This window comes from Prosthecobacter debontii (assembly GCF_900167535.1).
Classification (GTDB): domain Bacteria; phylum Verrucomicrobiota; class Verrucomicrobiia; order Verrucomicrobiales; family Verrucomicrobiaceae; genus Prosthecobacter; species Prosthecobacter debontii.
This window is the reverse complement of record NZ_FUYE01000018.1, coordinates 124,881-138,522: the sequence shown is the minus strand read 5'-3', so window position 1 is coordinate 138,522 and position 13,642 is coordinate 124,881. Positions and strand designations below refer to the sequence as shown.

The window sequence follows — 13,642 nt, the reverse complement described above, 5'->3', positions numbered from 1 at the left end:
GCCAACAGCAAGGACGAAGACCCGACGGGCCTGCTGAACGAAGGCTTCCGATATCGGGACATCGAGACGGGGATGTGGCTGAGCCGAGACCCGGCGGGATTTGTGGATGGCCCCAACCTCTATGCCTATGTGAAGCAGAATCCTTGGACGGCTTTCGATCCAGAGGGGTTGGCTGCTTTCAACCTAAGTTCACCGACCGTCGACTCCTATGAACTGGAGTTGTTTGGGAACAAATTTTCGTCAAAGTCTGGTCCCGTCGCCAATTTTGTTTTGAGTAATGCGTTTCAAGCGCAATCAGAGATTCGGCGAACGGTAAGCAATCCCGCGCAAGCCATTGGACAAATTCTCGATTATCCAGGTTCACCTACTGCTGCAACCAATGCTGTTGCCGCTAAAGTGGTTCAGGAAGCGCCAGAGGCGGTGTCTGCGGGAAAAAGCCTTTGGAGTTATGCAAAGAACTTATTTGCAAAAGTTGGCGGAAAATCAGCAAAAGAGACTGCTTCAGAGTCAAAAACGCTTACTAGTAATGTTACAGAGACAATCAGTTCTGGCGGCCAAAGTTTACGCTATGACATACCCCAAGATATTGTAGAGGGAGCCCTGCTTAAAACTGCCGAATCAAACGGAGGTAAGCTTAATATGGGTATCAAGAATATGAATGTTACCCATGCAACAACAATTGACTTTGCTGGCAGTACAATATTGACCAAAACAGCAAAAGGTTTGCATGCTGAGCAAGCTATGGTGCAACAAACGAGCAATCCGTGGGTGATTACTACGACAAATAATTTTTGCAAAAAAATATGCAAGCCAATGCTTGAGAAGATGGAAGCCGTATTTATGAAAGCTAGTCCTCGGGAAAAAGGGCCTAAAGTGGCAGTGTTTCCCACGAAAACCGAAACGAAATAAGATATGACTGAAAAGGAAATGTGGTCAAACCTTGAAGGAATTGATACTGACGGTATTACAGCACTTTCTGAAATTAAGCGCCTGTTAGAGGGGGAACTGAATGATGATGAAGTGACTGAGTTGATGTGTAATCTCGTGAGGGATGGAAGTCCCTCCTCTGCAGGTTATGGAGCCATCCCATACTTGATAAAAGGAAGTGATAAATTAACACCCAAAACTCAATTTGAGATGGTGGCGGCTGCTTGTTTAATTATAGGGTTATCAAGCAGCGATGAGGCGCCAAAAATCGACTCCATGCTGATTGAGAACTTTACTGAAAATGTCAAAAAAACTGCTCTTCAAAGACTTTTTCTTTTGGCTTCAGAAGTTGACTTAACGCCTGATGATCTCATTAGTGTCTCAGCCAATGCTTTTATGCTTACAGGTAGGCGAGATATTTATGAATATTTGATCGATAAATTATAATTTTTTAAGCAATGAGAACTCATGGCAGGCATGCGAGAGACATCCGCCGTGTTGCGGCGTAGCTGGGTCTAACCAGAGGTTAGATCAAATCAAGCCTTGCTGAATACCTCTTTGAACGGCCTGGATAAAGCCCGTGGCGTTGCAGATGAGCTTGAGGCTGTCGAGGTGTCTGGCCTTGTAGCGGGTGGGAGGTCTGAACCTGTGAACGATGGCGGTGGAGGTGACACCGAAGGCATAACCGGGGAAAGCGCGGTAGGTGCAGCCTTCGTGCTCGATCTCCTCATCGGGTATCCAGTGCCAGGAGCGGAGTCTGCGTGAACCGCCGTGGAAGGCGCTCTTGAGCTGTCCCCAAAACAGCCGGTTGCCAAAGATCTTGGCCCCGGTGTGGACCATGCCATGCTCGGGGCCAGGGGCAGGCTTGCGCGGGTTGACGTCTTTGAAGAAGAGGGACCAGCGGCGTTGGTTGACGTCGTTTTCGAACTTCTTGCGGGCCAGGCGGCGGATGCGGACCCACTGTTGAGGGGTGAGTTCCAGAGTGTGAAGCTCACCGACGGGAAGGGGGGCCCTGGCAAAGGTACCCCAGTAGCGTCCGGTGAAGTCGCCCGGTCGGGTCTGGTCGGACTTGCCGAGGTCGGAGGCCAGATAGTTGATAAACCCTCCATGATGCTTGATGGGCTTGAGTTCGCAGGCGGCGGAACCCAGGTGCTTGTCGCCGTTGTGACCGAGGGCATACCAGCGCTCAGTGATCCAGGTGCGGACTTATCTCAATGCCCACGAGACGATCGGGGCACGGATCACCGTCAATGGGGGAGGTGCAAATGTGCTGCGGGCTCGGCAGGTTATGGCGTTCCATGGCGGCGGAGCTAATCCGCAAGTGACCACGACGGCCTCGGATCTGGTGGCGCTTTTGGGTGCGGATGCGGCGGCGCAGGAGCTGGTGGAGGTGACAGGCGCGGGGAGCACCCCGCTGCAGCCGCTGCCTCGCACGGCGTTGACGGGTGTGAAGGACAAACCGCCGATCACCAGCACGCTCAGTGAGGTGGTCGCAGCGATCCAGGCACATCCACAGGCTTCCGCCCTGCTGACAGCCACGGCCTCCAGCGGCAGCACGGGGCGCACGTCGTATCAGTGGACGAGTCAGGATCGCTTGGCCGGGGTGACAATGCCGGATGGCACGCAGCATGACTACAGCTATGATTACCGCGCCCGACGGGTGGGCATGGCTCGACATGGCGGCCCTGAACCTGCACGAGACACGGCGGTGGTGTTCAGTGGCGGGCTGAGCGTGGCGGAGTATGAGGGCGTGCCGGGCTTTGCGGTATCCCCGGAAGCGCCCTCGGTGCACTATGTGCGTGGTCCTGACATGGGCGGAGGCGTGGGCGGCATGCTGTATAGCGTGCGTGGGAGCACGGTGAAATACAGCCTGAGCAACGGGCGCGGGGACATCATCGCGCAGAGTGATGCGAGTGCGACGATCACGTGGACGGCGAGCTACGAAGCGTATGGCAAGCGTCCGGTGGAGACCGGAGAGAACCTGGACAAACAGCGAGCCAACAGCAAGGACGAAGACCCAACGGGCCTGCTGAATGAAGGCTTCCGCTATCGGGACATCGAGACGGGGATGTGGCTGAGCCGAGATCCGGCGGGATTTGTGGATGGCCCCAACCTGTATGCCTATGTGAAGCAGAATCCTTGGACGGGCTTTGACCCACATGGGTTGGAATTTTATGGCACCAATGAAGGGAATGAAACGCCCGAGGTCCGCCAAGCCATCCGAGACGCTGACAATGCAGTCTATAGTCACATCGGTGGCATGCTAAAAGGAACGGGTAACGTCATTCATGGAATCCTGAAGCAGGTTAAAAGCGCCATCTTTGGTGAGAAGGATGCCTTCGACATTTTTCCGGGAGTTACTTTGGTTGAGCATGAAATAAACGGCACAAAGCCTAAGCTCCCTGACATTACCACTGCGGAGGGACAAGGAGAGGCAATAACAGGAGCCGCGTTGCTCTTCGAAGGTGCCAAGACAACTTCTGGCGGAGGTAAAACACCAACGTCTTCGGGGCAAAAAACAGCCGCTACAAATGCTGCTATAGTTGAAGCAGAGACTGGCCCCTTAAAGGGGTCTGGGGGACCTGGAAAAGTCTATGAGATACCCGCCAATCAGCTCATTGCAAACAAGCCATATATTGGTAAAACGCGTCAACCAACGGTTGCTGACAGAATGAAGGCCAAAGATCATCGTTCGAAAACCCCCACCGGTCATCCACCCCAAGCTAAAACTCTTGCAGAAGACCTCACAGATAATGAAACGGCAGGCGTTGAAGCACTGCTAATCGAGCAAAGAGGGCTGCAAAATTTATCGAACAAAATACCAGGTCTGAACACCTCGCTTCCGAAAAACAAAGAGCGCATTGAAGCTGGAAAAAAAGTGCTCGAACAAGCAAAATGATGCAACATGAATAATAATGATGATTTTTGGGGAGATTTCACGAAAAGATCAACGCGAATGGCTGTAGAATTTCGTGAAGGGAAACACAGTGAAGTCTTTGATGAGATAAACAGAATTTTTGAGGCGCATGCGATCGACTATTGTTTTGATCTCAGCATGGACGGGCCTACGTGCCTTCTGATTTTCTCACCAGAAGGAGATTATCGGGTGGCTGAAGAAATTGACTCGTTGTTAAAGTCTGCCCCGATCCTTGCGGATTGGAAATTTGTTGGCCGACGCCAGAAAAAAGAGCTTTCGGATCTTTGCGCTATAATCATGCACCTTTATCTGGTTGATCTAAATGAATGCAGATTTCAGATCGACAACAGTGAAACTACAACAATCAAAATATTTTTGCCTGAGTCGGCTGATTTGACAGTAGAAGAGTTGCAAGGACTTGCGAACACATTTGCCTGGCATGCATTCGGCGAAGCGAAGGTGATGGACATGGGGATTAAGTCGAAAGCAGAGTTGGGGATTGCTCGTGTCAGGGGTTTATTGTCACTGCAAATGATGACTGGTGAGCTTAAAAGAATTGAGGCTTCGATGAATTAAGTGAATCCACGGGAAACGGCCTCTCACACTCAGCAAACCACCCTTGGCATCCGAGCATAGTTCACCTTCAAGCCATCCGCCGCGCTGCGGCTGAGCCAGGTCTAACAATAGGTTAGATTAGATCAAGCCTTGCTGGATGCCGCGTTGGATGGCCTGGAAGAGGCGTAGGCATAGGCTATGGCTCTTATGGATGAGTCATCGGCAGCGATACTGAAACGTGATGCGGTGGGGCGCGTGGTGATGCCACGTGCGAAGCGGGAGGTTCTGCTGGATGAATTTGAGCCGGAGGCCTTCGCGATGCTCACTGACGGCATTGATATGCACGGTGCACGTCCACGTGGCTGGTATGAGCGATGAGGCATCTCATCAACTGGCTTTTTTTGACCTAACGTGAAGGTTGTTGATGCAGGAGCCGATGGCGATGCGTTATGGGATACATCCTACACGACACGACACGCTGCATGATGCCTGCTAACCTGTTGCACGAACTTGCCGCCCAGAGGCAACTCGTCGCCACGCAGCAGACGCAGATTGAGTCGCTCAAGATGGAGCTCGAACAGCTCAAGCAGCACAACGAGGTGCTGCGCCTAAAGGTGGATGCGATGGCGCGCAAGCTGTTTGGCCGCAGCAGCGAGAAGCTGGATCCCGCACAGCTCCAGATAGTTTTTGAAGCGTTGCAAAACAAGGTGCCTGAGGACGGCCCAAAAAAGCCGGAAGCCTCCGAAGACGCCCCTTGCGGCTCGGAGGCCGATGAAGCAGCCAGGAGACAAACTGCGCGCCAGAAGCGCAGTTTGGAGCAGATGCTCGAAGGTCTGCCGGTCACCGAGGTCATCATTGATCCCGATGAGGTCAAGGCCGATCCGCAGGCCTGGGTATGCATGGGGGCGGAGGTTACCCGGCTCATGGATTACACACCCGGCAAGTTCAGCTGCCAGAAGATCATCCGGCGCAAATACGTGCGCAGGGAAGCCCGGCACCTGCCGCCTATCACAGCGCCTTTATCCCTCTTGCAAGAGCGCTGCATCGCTACACCACGCTTACTGGCCCATACCCTGACGCAGCGTTTTGAACTGCACCTGCCTTACTATCGGATCGAACAGATGTATGGGCGGGCCGGAGTGCCGATCACGCGCCAGACCTTGAGCAACAGGGGTGGCATGTGCGCGGATGCCTGCGGCCTGATCATCCAGGCGATGCAAAGGGAAGTCTTTGCCGATGGGTATGTGCAGATCGACGCTCTGAGCGGAGCGAGGTAGCCAGCCGAAGGCTGCCCCGAAGGGGAGAGCGCTGTGGGGCAGCGCGAAGCAAACGCCCGTGAAGTATCAAGATCCAGAACGCAAAGGCACCTGTGGCACAGGTTACCTGTGGGCAGTCCACAACCCTGTGCGCAACCTCAGCCTGTTTGAATGGCACACCGGGCGTGGGGCCGCTTGTCTGGAAAGCCTCGTGCCCGCAGACTTCACCGGGTTGATCCAGTGCGATGGTTACCAGGCTTACGAAAGCTTCATCTGCTCACCGCGCAGGAAAGGGCAGATCCAGCTCGCCGCATGCCCGGCGTAAGTTCTTTGAAGCACGGGGCGAAAGCGAGGATACCCGCTGGGTGCTTGAGCGCATGCAGCAGCTTTACCGCATTGAGGCAGGCTTGAGGGAAGCCCGCGCCGGGCCGACGGAAGTGCGGGCGGCCAGGCAGGAGCACAGCGCTCCGATCCTGGAAGGCATCCATCACAAGCTCCAAAGCTTGCAGCAGAGCCGCAAACATCTGCCGCGCAGCCTCATAGGCACAGCCATTAGCTACACGCTCAACCAGTGGGATAAACTCAGTGTTTATCTGCGGGACGGTCGTGTTTGCATCGACAACAACGGGATCGAAAATGCGATCCGTCCCAGTGCCATCGGCAAAAAGAACTGGTTGTTCATGGGCGACCCCAAAAGCGGTGTACGCGCCGCCGTGTTCTACACGCTGATTGGCAACTGCCATCGTGAAGGCATCAACGCCGAGGCCTACCTGACGGACCTCTTCACCCGCCTGCCCACCGAGACCAACCGGACCGTGCATCGGCTCACGCCGAGAGCCTGGGCGGCTAACCAAAAAGGTCTCAACCAATCACAAGCAAAGACCTGCGCGGCCTCAGCATAGCACACTTCCTGTCAAGCTCCTGGTGAAGGGGCTTCGTTTGACGGATACCTTGCTTCGCCAAGTCACAAAGGTTTGATAGTTGATCCCCGTCAGCGCTGCAAAGCGCGGCCCCGACAAGCCGCTGCTCTCATACTCCCTCACCACGGCAATCAGCCGCCCCACCGGCGTCTGCACCCGTCCCGCCCGATCACTCTTCAACACGATGGCCTGTTTGTTCATAGAGGTCATAGCTGACCTCCTGTGACCTCTATGAATCTAGCCACTTCATACGGCACCCCGCGTGACGCTTACACCCCTTTTCCCAGCACCACACTCTTTCATCATGAACCGTGCCGTCAGCTTGCCTTGGCTACCCGGTCGGTAGCTGACCACCCGGTTTGAGTCTGCAAACTCTGCCTCGGTGATGACTTCCACACTGAGGTATTGGGCCGCATTACTGGATGCAGCCGGGCGTGTCTGCGCGGCCTGCCTGCCGGGCTCGGGGCCAGGAGCTTCACATCGGCCTCCTTCGAGATCGTCTTTGGCGGTAGCTCCTGCAGACGTTAGGCTCCTTTTGAGCAATTGTACAGTTTTAAAATACACCCTAGCTCCACCGCCCCCCCAGAGGGGATGAGCCCGTCTATCGCTAGGTGGTGGATGGCTCGACGATATTTTATATTTAAGATTAATTATTCATTGATCGGATTGACCGTGAATTTTTTCTTCCATCATCATCACAGCCTGAGAACCATCGATAGCTTCAAACGTATCTAAAAGCATTGCGTCAGCAGATAAGGACTGACGGGCAGACTCATCCGAAACTTCAAAGAGCAAATAACAGTCTTTATCTACCCAAAGCTGAAATTTTTTTTTATTTATCATATTTAATAATCATGAAGAAAGCGGAATGCCTCTCCGGTCACAACCTCTAAGTCTAAATGATAACAACGCCCAGCGTTAGATGGAAAAGATAATGCCCTGAATGCGCTAATTCCACCGCTTCTTTGTATATATATACCTGCTTTAACAAACTGGGCATCTAGCTCCTTGCGTATGCTGTTCGGGAGTTTGTCCCGTAGTTGGGAAAGCATGACAAAACCCGATCCGTAGCCAGGTGAATTTAGGCGTGTCCAAATTACCCTGTAGAGTTTTTTTTCCTTTTTCTCAGCACCAAATTGCACGTGCCATTCTCCAGCGTGTGGAGCACTCCAACCTTCTTTATCTTTAGGCTTCTCTTTCGGATATTCAGGTTCAGGGGGGAAATGTGGATCTTTATGTGGTTCTGGTCCGGCGGTGGGATCATATCCAGGAGGCAATATGCCAAATGGATCGACGGGTGCAGGAATTTCTCCAGAACGTCCTCCTGGCGAGGATCCCGGGTAATCGGGGGAATTTGGATTGTTCCCAGGGCTCCTGAAAGGAGTAGAATTAGGAGACGGGGCCATAGGATTCGAGGTTGCTGGCATCGTTGTAGGCGCCCCAGTCAGCCTGCCATCGGTATCGATGAAATTAACAGGATTGTTTACACAAAAAACCTGAAGATTTACACCTCCATGTTCTCCAATCGGATCCCGTGACAACCAGCGTTGCATCTCAGGTGCGTAATACCGGTAGCCGTAATACAGGAGGCCTGACTCCGCGTCTTCATACTTGGTGCTGAAGGCGAAGGGCGGGCGGGTCAGCCATTCGGCATCCACATTCAGGTCGCGTTGTTTCTGATTGCGCTCCACTCGCACGGTTTCCTCCACCAGCAGTTTGCCATAGGGATCATACTCCAGGCGGTAAAGTGGCAGGGATTCGCTGCCGTCTTTCTCCAGCCAGCCCATGATGTTGCCATTGCCATCATACCAGGGTGCAAGCTGGCGGTGGCTGCTGCTCTGCCCCGGCACATACTCCGCCACCCACAGCAGACCACCCACGCCCCCGGCTCCGCCCAAGGTGCCATCCACATCCAGGCCCCAAAGGTAACTCCGGCGTAGGCCAAAGCTGCCGCTCGGGCTGCTGCGCACGAACTCCGCCAGCAGGGTCCAGTCCTGCCACAGGAACACCGTCTCCTCGGCGAACGTCCAGCTCCCATTCACCAAATCGCCATTGCTCTGGCGTTGGTTCGTGAACACCTGCTTGGCGATGCGGCGGCCCTTGGCATCGTAGCTGAACTCCAGGCGCTTTACGGGCTGGAGTGCACCTCAATGCCGCCTAAGGGACGTGCAAGGCGCATTGAAGGCGCAGCTTCACTCCCGATTGCAACTCCATGACCAGAGCCGCTGTCGCTTGGCTTGGGAGTGTTCCAAGCGCACCAGCAGAGATTACGGTCTCCACAAAAGACACCTCTTTGGCGGGTTGTGGCTTCCGGATTGGATTCCCCATACCATGCTTGCTTCGCCAAGTCACAAAGGTTTGGTCGTTGATCCCAGTCAGCGCTGCAAAGCGTGGCCCCGACAAGCCGCTGCGATCATACCCCTCACCACGGCAATCTGCCGGTCCACCGGCGTCTGCACCTGTCCCGCCCGATCACTCTTCAAAACCACCACTTCTTCGTTCATAGAGATCATACCTGACCACCTATGGCCTCTATGATGCCAACTCCTTCATAGGGCACTCCTCGTGACGCTTACATTAATGCCGACAAGCTGCTGCTCAATGTAATCGCCTTGAGAATCAAGGGTCAGGCGGTTTTCATGCGACGAAATGATGGTGAAAAAGGTGCAGAATTAAGCACTGTATACCTAACATCTTTATAGGACGAGGCTGCGTGACAGATACTTTGTGGCACCTTTCTTGAAGAAGGCCACTCTTGTTTACTGCTGAATTAATTACCACTCACACCATCAGTAACATGCCTTTCTTTTACTCCCCATTTACTAGAGCTGACACCAACCTTCGTTAGGTAGATGTTGCCGCGATATACTCTCGCGATGACCCCTCTCCCTGGATTTTGAGGGTCCGTAAATCCCTTGACGTAGAACAACCCAAGATTTTTCGACTGCTCTCTTAATTGCTCAACATAATTTGGTGCATCCCACCAGTCTGCTGCGTTATCAGGCGGATGCATGACATAAGTTTTTTCAGCTTTCGCCTGGGTCAATCCAAGTAATTTACATAGGTCACTAAAATGATCCGCACATCCAGCAAACTTTCCATTATATCTGAAATCACGGTAATCAGGGTTGCTACGGATTTCCTGCTCACCTCTCACCAAGAATGAAGGCCTAGGAATATCAAAGCAATCTTGAAACGGATCGTGATCTGGTTCTTGATCTATTTTAGTGCAGCTTGCCGAAAATGCCATGACCAAAAAACTAAGAATGACAATTTTTAAGATATTCATAGGATGTAGTCAGGAATAATCGCTTCTAAAACTCAACGCACGGATGGGATAATGACTCAGTATTTAGCAAGGTCTTTAAACCCAGTTTGTGTGAACGGTACATCAACCGAATCTACATCATAGTCAAGCCCCCGGATCAACATGTAGGCATACCTAGTTCTTGATTCGCCTGCAGGAGTGCGGGATGAATTTGGATCATTTAAGCGAGGATCAAAATCATAACGGTCCAATATTTTGAAGGTCCCCTCTACTTTATAGTCCACTCCATTGCATGTGACTTTAACCTTCATCACAACCGTAAAAGAACCTAGAAGATTATTTCCGTTCCCTGACCCCGTTGTGTAGTGACCTTTAGCGTCGCTAACTTCTTTGAAATTAGCTTCCCCAGCAATAACCTCCTCAATTGCTTTAACTACTTTCTCATGCTCAAAAACGTTAACTTTATTAGCAAAATCAATTGATCTAACCTGATCTCTAGACAAGGTCATTTTCGCTCCTAGACCATATGCAAAATGAAGTATCCCTTTGGCACCCAAATCGTCTCCACTCTCGGCAAATTTAGCTGCTAGCGCTACTACGATAGCATCGCTGAATGGATTTAATTGTCCCGGCCTAAAGTTGGAAAGCCCTAGATAATCCCATTGATTCACCATATCATTTCCCACCATCCCATACAGATTGATGCCGCCTTCTTCCCCAATCGGATCCCGTGACAACCAGCGTTGCATTTCGGGCGCATAATACCGGTAGCCGTAATACAGCAGTCCAGACTCCGCGTCTTCATACTTGGTGCTGAAGGCGAAGGGCGGACGGGTGAGCCATTCGGCATCCACATTCAGGTCGCGTTGTTTCTGATTGCGCACCACTCGCACGGTTTCCTCCACCAGCAGTTTGCCATAGGGGTCATACTCCAGTCGGTAGAGCGGCAGGGATTGGGTGCCGTCTTTCTCCAGCCAGCCCATGATGTTGCCATTGCCATCATACCAGGGTGCAAGCTGGCGATGGCTGCTGCTCTGCCCCGGCACATACTCCGCCACCCACAGCAGACCACCCACGCCCCCGGCTCCGCCGAAGGTGCCATCCACATCCAGTCCCCAAAGGTAACTCCGGCGCAGGCCAAAGCTGCCGCTCGGGCTGCTACGCACGAACTCCGCTAGCAGGGTCCAATCCTGCCACAGGAACACGGTCTCCTGGACGAAGGTCCAGCTCCCATTCACCAAATCGCCATTGCTCTGGCGTTGATTCGTGAACACCCGCTTGGCGATGCGGCGGCCCTTGGCATCGTAGCTGAACTCCAGGCGCTTTACGGGCTGCGGTCCATCGCCCGTGATCCCAGGGAACTTCTGCTCCTGAACGATGAGGCGATTCTCCATGTCCCAGGTGTAGGTCCACTGAGCGTCGCTGGTCAGATTGCCTCGCTCATTGAACACCCACGTGCTGGGGCTGGCAGGAAGAGTGAGAGTCTGGTATACTGGCACAGGCTCTGGGGAGCGATCTGGGCGGCTGGCCACCACCTTGGTGCGCTGGGCCGCCGGAGGTGCCGGGTTCACCAGCAGATAACGCCACTGTGAGCCCTCGCGCGAGGCGGTTTGTCCATCCACCTTAACCACCGCATTCGGATGCGCCACGCCGCGCAACCAACGCTTCTGGGCAGCGGTGATGGTGCGATTGTAGTTGCTACCACTGGCCGACTGCGCGTGCAAGAGCGTCTGGCCCTCCGGATTACCCGTGGTCGATGGGTTCCCAGCATCGTCATAAGTGTAAAGATGCGACCAATCCTGGCGGGTGCTGTTGTCAGACGTGCGTTTACGCGCCGCACTGGTCAACTCTCCACGATCGTTGTAACCGTAATCCAGCCAGGTGCCATCGTGACGAGTCTCCTTATCCCGCCGTCCGGCTGTATCCAGGTCGTAGTCGTAGCTGCCATGCACTGTGGCTCCGCGCTGCCAGATGAGGGTATCGAGACGCCCCACGAGATCCTGAGTGTAGGTGCCCACGAAGTTATCCCCTGTAGCGATGGGACGCGTCAGCGTGTGGACTCTCTGGCTACCCGAATGGTAACCATACGTCGCTGTCACCAGAGGATCTCCTGTCACAGGGCCTAAGTTAGCGGTTTCCAGCCGCTTTTGCGAATCATAAGTGTAGGCGGCCTTTTGCGAGACCCCGGCAAAGGACCACTCGAGGGTGGCCACCTGCCCCGATACGTCCGAGGTCTTCGTCAAGGTCAGGCCATTCAGCAGACCACTGGTCACTGTCTCCACGACATCGCCATTGGCCTCATGGGCAAAAGTATGGCTCCCGGCTGCATCGGTCAGGGTCGAGAGACGGCCCGCGCGATCGTAAGTGGCGCTGACATCCGGCGTGCTGTCTGAATAATCAATCCCTGTCGTGCGCCCAGCCGTGTCATAGGCATAGTCCGTGACACCCCCACCCGCGCCGCCCCAGGTGCGGGTATCCAAGCTGCCATCCGTCTGATAGAGGTAAGAGACAGAACCCGAACCAGGACCATAGGTGCGGCTGCTCAAACGGTTGTTGGACATCACAAAATCGCGTCTGCTGTAACCCGAATTGAAAGACGACGTCGGAAGCGATGAGACAGACCAGAGGCTAGGGGTCTGGGTGGAATAAGTATCCAAAGACAGCAAACGGCCCAGGCCATCGTAGTTATACCGGACAGGCTGAGCAGCGGCTCCCCATTGATGAGTCTGAAGCCCCATGGTATTGTAGGCATAATAAGTGCGCAGTCCGGCACTGTTTTGGATCCAGTTCACCTGCCCCGCGTTGACGTGGGTATTCGCATAATAGCCGTAGGACGTGCTCTCCATCGCCCCATTGGTTTGGCTGATCACTTGACCTGTCGTGGGGCTGTAGGCCGTGGTTTGGGATTCTCCGGTGCCGTGATCGGTGACCGTCGTCTGACGACCGAGCGCATCATAAAGGTAGGTCACAGGCTGCGACTGACTGAAGCTCTGGGAACTGACCAATCGGCCATTGTAGAGGACCTGGGTCTGAGTGCGGCCCGGGTAGCGAGTGCTGGTCGTCGCGCTGGTCACGGTCTTACCACTGCGCGTGCGGGTGGTCTGTTCCATTTCGCCATCGGGAGAAAGGGTTTGCGTCACCCAACCAGCCGCGATGTTTTGTTTTTCCCGGCTCGTCGTGGTGAGTTTTTGGGTGCCGTTGCCATCTGTCACGTAACGGGAGACCTTATTGACCAGCCACCAATCACCAGCATCAAGTTCATAATACCGCTCACGTTCTGTGATGATGTCTGTCGAGCCTGGAGTGAGGACATTGTCTCCGTTGATATCATAACCCTCCTTGTCCGCGAAGCCACGGTAATCATAGTGGTAAAGATAGTTCGCTTGTCCTGTGACGGACTTACGAACGAGCTGACATGCCTCGTCATAAGTATAGGTGGTGGTCACACCATCAACCGTTTCTGAGAGTAGATCTCCATCTCCGCTCCGAAGCCGCGTGTTCGTTGCTATCACTGTCGATGATGGATCCAGAAGCTCTTCAGTTTCTTGGATTCCAGAAGCAGTCACCGCATATGAGTATCGTTTTCTGACTTGGCCTGTGCCCGAGAGCTCACGTATCCGGCCATCGAAATATCTTGATGTGACCAAAGTGTGATCTCCTGAAGCTCGGCTTGCTGTCTCTGTGAGCAAGGAACCGTTGAGTCCATAGAGGTAATCGGTTCTGATACCGGCTTCATTCGTTTCATAAAGCGTTGTTCCTCCGATTTCTGAACCCGAATGTTGAGACAGAGACAAGCCTG

The 13,642-nt window shown here is 53.7% G+C and carries 13 protein-coding genes and 1 pseudogene; 6 read left to right on the top strand and 8 right to left on the bottom strand.

Annotation, left to right across the window (positions count from 1 at the left end):
• On the top strand, window positions 1-909 hold a 909-nt coding region (locus B5D61_RS21200), incomplete at its 5' end, for an RHS repeat domain-containing protein (RefSeq protein ID WP_139373407.1).
• 3 nt (window positions 910-912) lie between these two features.
• The gene (locus B5D61_RS21195) at window positions 913-1,374 is read left to right on the top strand and encodes a hypothetical protein (protein ID WP_078815440.1); all 462 of its coding nucleotides are present in this window, start codon (window positions 913-915) and stop codon (window positions 1,372-1,374) included.
• Window positions 1,375-1,458: 84 nt separating this feature from the next.
• Here the strand turns inward: B5D61_RS21195 and B5D61_RS21190 are convergent, their stop codons facing one another.
• The gene (locus tag B5D61_RS21190; RefSeq protein WP_078815439.1) at window positions 1,459-1,767 is read right to left on the bottom strand and encodes a hypothetical protein; all 309 of its coding nucleotides are present in this window, start codon (window positions 1,765-1,767) and stop codon (window positions 1,459-1,461) included.
• 358 nt (window positions 1,768-2,125) lie between these two features.
• Between B5D61_RS21190 and B5D61_RS21180 the strand changes: the two genes are divergently transcribed.
• The 4 genes and pseudogenes from B5D61_RS21180 (at window position 2,126) to tnpC (ending at window position 6,557) form a co-directional block, all read left to right on the top strand.
• Complete coding sequence (locus B5D61_RS21180) at window positions 2,126-3,826, top strand: RHS repeat-associated core domain-containing protein (RefSeq protein ID WP_245846581.1); 1,701 nt, start codon at window positions 2,126-2,128, stop codon at window positions 3,824-3,826.
• A 6-nt stretch (window positions 3,827-3,832) separates the two neighbouring features.
• Window positions 3,833-4,420: a hypothetical protein gene (locus B5D61_RS21175; RefSeq protein WP_078815436.1), complete on the top strand. Its 588-nt coding sequence runs from the start codon at window positions 3,833-3,835 to the stop codon at window positions 4,418-4,420.
• A 177-nt stretch (window positions 4,421-4,597) separates the two neighbouring features.
• Window positions 4,598-4,777, top strand: coding sequence for a hypothetical protein (locus tag B5D61_RS26460; protein WP_176159586.1), 180 nt, complete (start codon window positions 4,598-4,600; stop codon window positions 4,775-4,777).
• Between the two features lie 188 nt (window positions 4,778-4,965).
• A pseudogene (gene tnpC, locus B5D61_RS21170) lies at window positions 4,966-6,557 on the top strand (IS66 family transposase).
• Here tnpC and tnpA read toward each other — a convergent pair.
• From tnpA to B5D61_RS21145, 7 genes are all read right to left on the bottom strand, one after another.
• Window positions 6,549-6,776, bottom strand: a complete 228-nt coding sequence (gene tnpA / locus B5D61_RS21165; protein ID WP_139373406.1) for an IS66 family insertion sequence element accessory protein TnpA — start codon at window positions 6,774-6,776, stop codon at window positions 6,549-6,551. The pseudogene tnpC and the gene tnpA overlap by 9 nt on opposite strands.
• Window positions 6,777-6,821: 45 nt before the next feature.
• A complete protein-coding gene (locus tag B5D61_RS25885) occupies window positions 6,822-7,118 on the bottom strand; it encodes a hypothetical protein (protein ID WP_139373405.1) in 297 nt (98 codons plus the stop codon).
• 111 nt (window positions 7,119-7,229) lie between these two features.
• The gene (locus tag B5D61_RS21160; RefSeq protein ID WP_078815434.1) at window positions 7,230-7,418 is read right to left on the bottom strand and encodes a hypothetical protein; all 189 of its coding nucleotides are present in this window, start codon (window positions 7,416-7,418) and stop codon (window positions 7,230-7,232) included.
• A 2-nt stretch (window positions 7,419-7,420) separates the two neighbouring features.
• Window positions 7,421-8,653 (bottom strand): RHS repeat-associated core domain-containing protein, encoded by a 1,233-nt coding sequence (locus B5D61_RS21155; protein WP_078815433.1) that lies wholly within the window; start codon window positions 8,651-8,653, stop codon window positions 7,421-7,423.
• Window positions 8,654-8,950: 297 nt separating this feature from the next.
• Window positions 8,951-9,079 (bottom strand): hypothetical protein, encoded by a 129-nt coding sequence (locus B5D61_RS27015; protein WP_281251806.1) that lies wholly within the window; start codon window positions 9,077-9,079, stop codon window positions 8,951-8,953.
• Window positions 9,080-9,345: 266 nt separating this feature from the next.
• Entirely contained in the window at window positions 9,346-9,864 is a 519-nt protein-coding gene (locus B5D61_RS21150) for a hypothetical protein (protein ID WP_078815432.1), read from the bottom strand.
• 56 nt (window positions 9,865-9,920) lie between these two features.
• Entirely contained in the window at window positions 9,921-13,289 is a 3,369-nt protein-coding gene (locus B5D61_RS21145; protein WP_217699037.1) for an RHS repeat-associated core domain-containing protein, read from the bottom strand.
• Window positions 13,290-13,642 lie beyond the last annotated feature (353 nt).

Excerpts from the sequence above, each read along its gene's own strand:
- B5D61_RS21195 (WP_078815440.1), top strand. The coding sequence starts at position 913 with ATGACTGAAAAGGAAATGTGGTCAAACCTTGAAGGAATTGATACTGAC.
- B5D61_RS21190 (WP_078815439.1), bottom strand. The coding sequence starts at position 1,767 with ATGGTCCACACCGGGGCCAAGATCTTTGGCAACCGGCTGTTTTGGGGA.
- B5D61_RS21175 (WP_078815436.1), top strand. The coding sequence starts at position 3,833 with ATGAATAATAATGATGATTTTTGGGGAGATTTCACGAAAAGATCAACG.
- B5D61_RS26460 (WP_176159586.1), top strand. The coding sequence starts at position 4,598 with ATGGCTCTTATGGATGAGTCATCGGCAGCGATACTGAAACGTGATGCG.
- tnpA (WP_139373406.1), bottom strand. The coding sequence starts at position 6,776 with ATGAACAAACAGGCCATCGTGTTGAAGAGTGATCGGGCGGGACGGGTG.
- B5D61_RS21160 (WP_078815434.1), bottom strand. The coding sequence starts at position 7,418 with ATGATAAATAAAAAAAAATTTCAGCTTTGGGTAGATAAAGACTGTTAT.
- B5D61_RS27015 (WP_281251806.1), bottom strand. The coding sequence starts at position 9,079 with ATGAACGAAGAAGTGGTGGTTTTGAAGAGTGATCGGGCGGGACAGGTG.
- B5D61_RS21150 (WP_078815432.1), bottom strand. The coding sequence starts at position 9,864 with ATGAATATCTTAAAAATTGTCATTCTTAGTTTTTTGGTCATGGCATTT.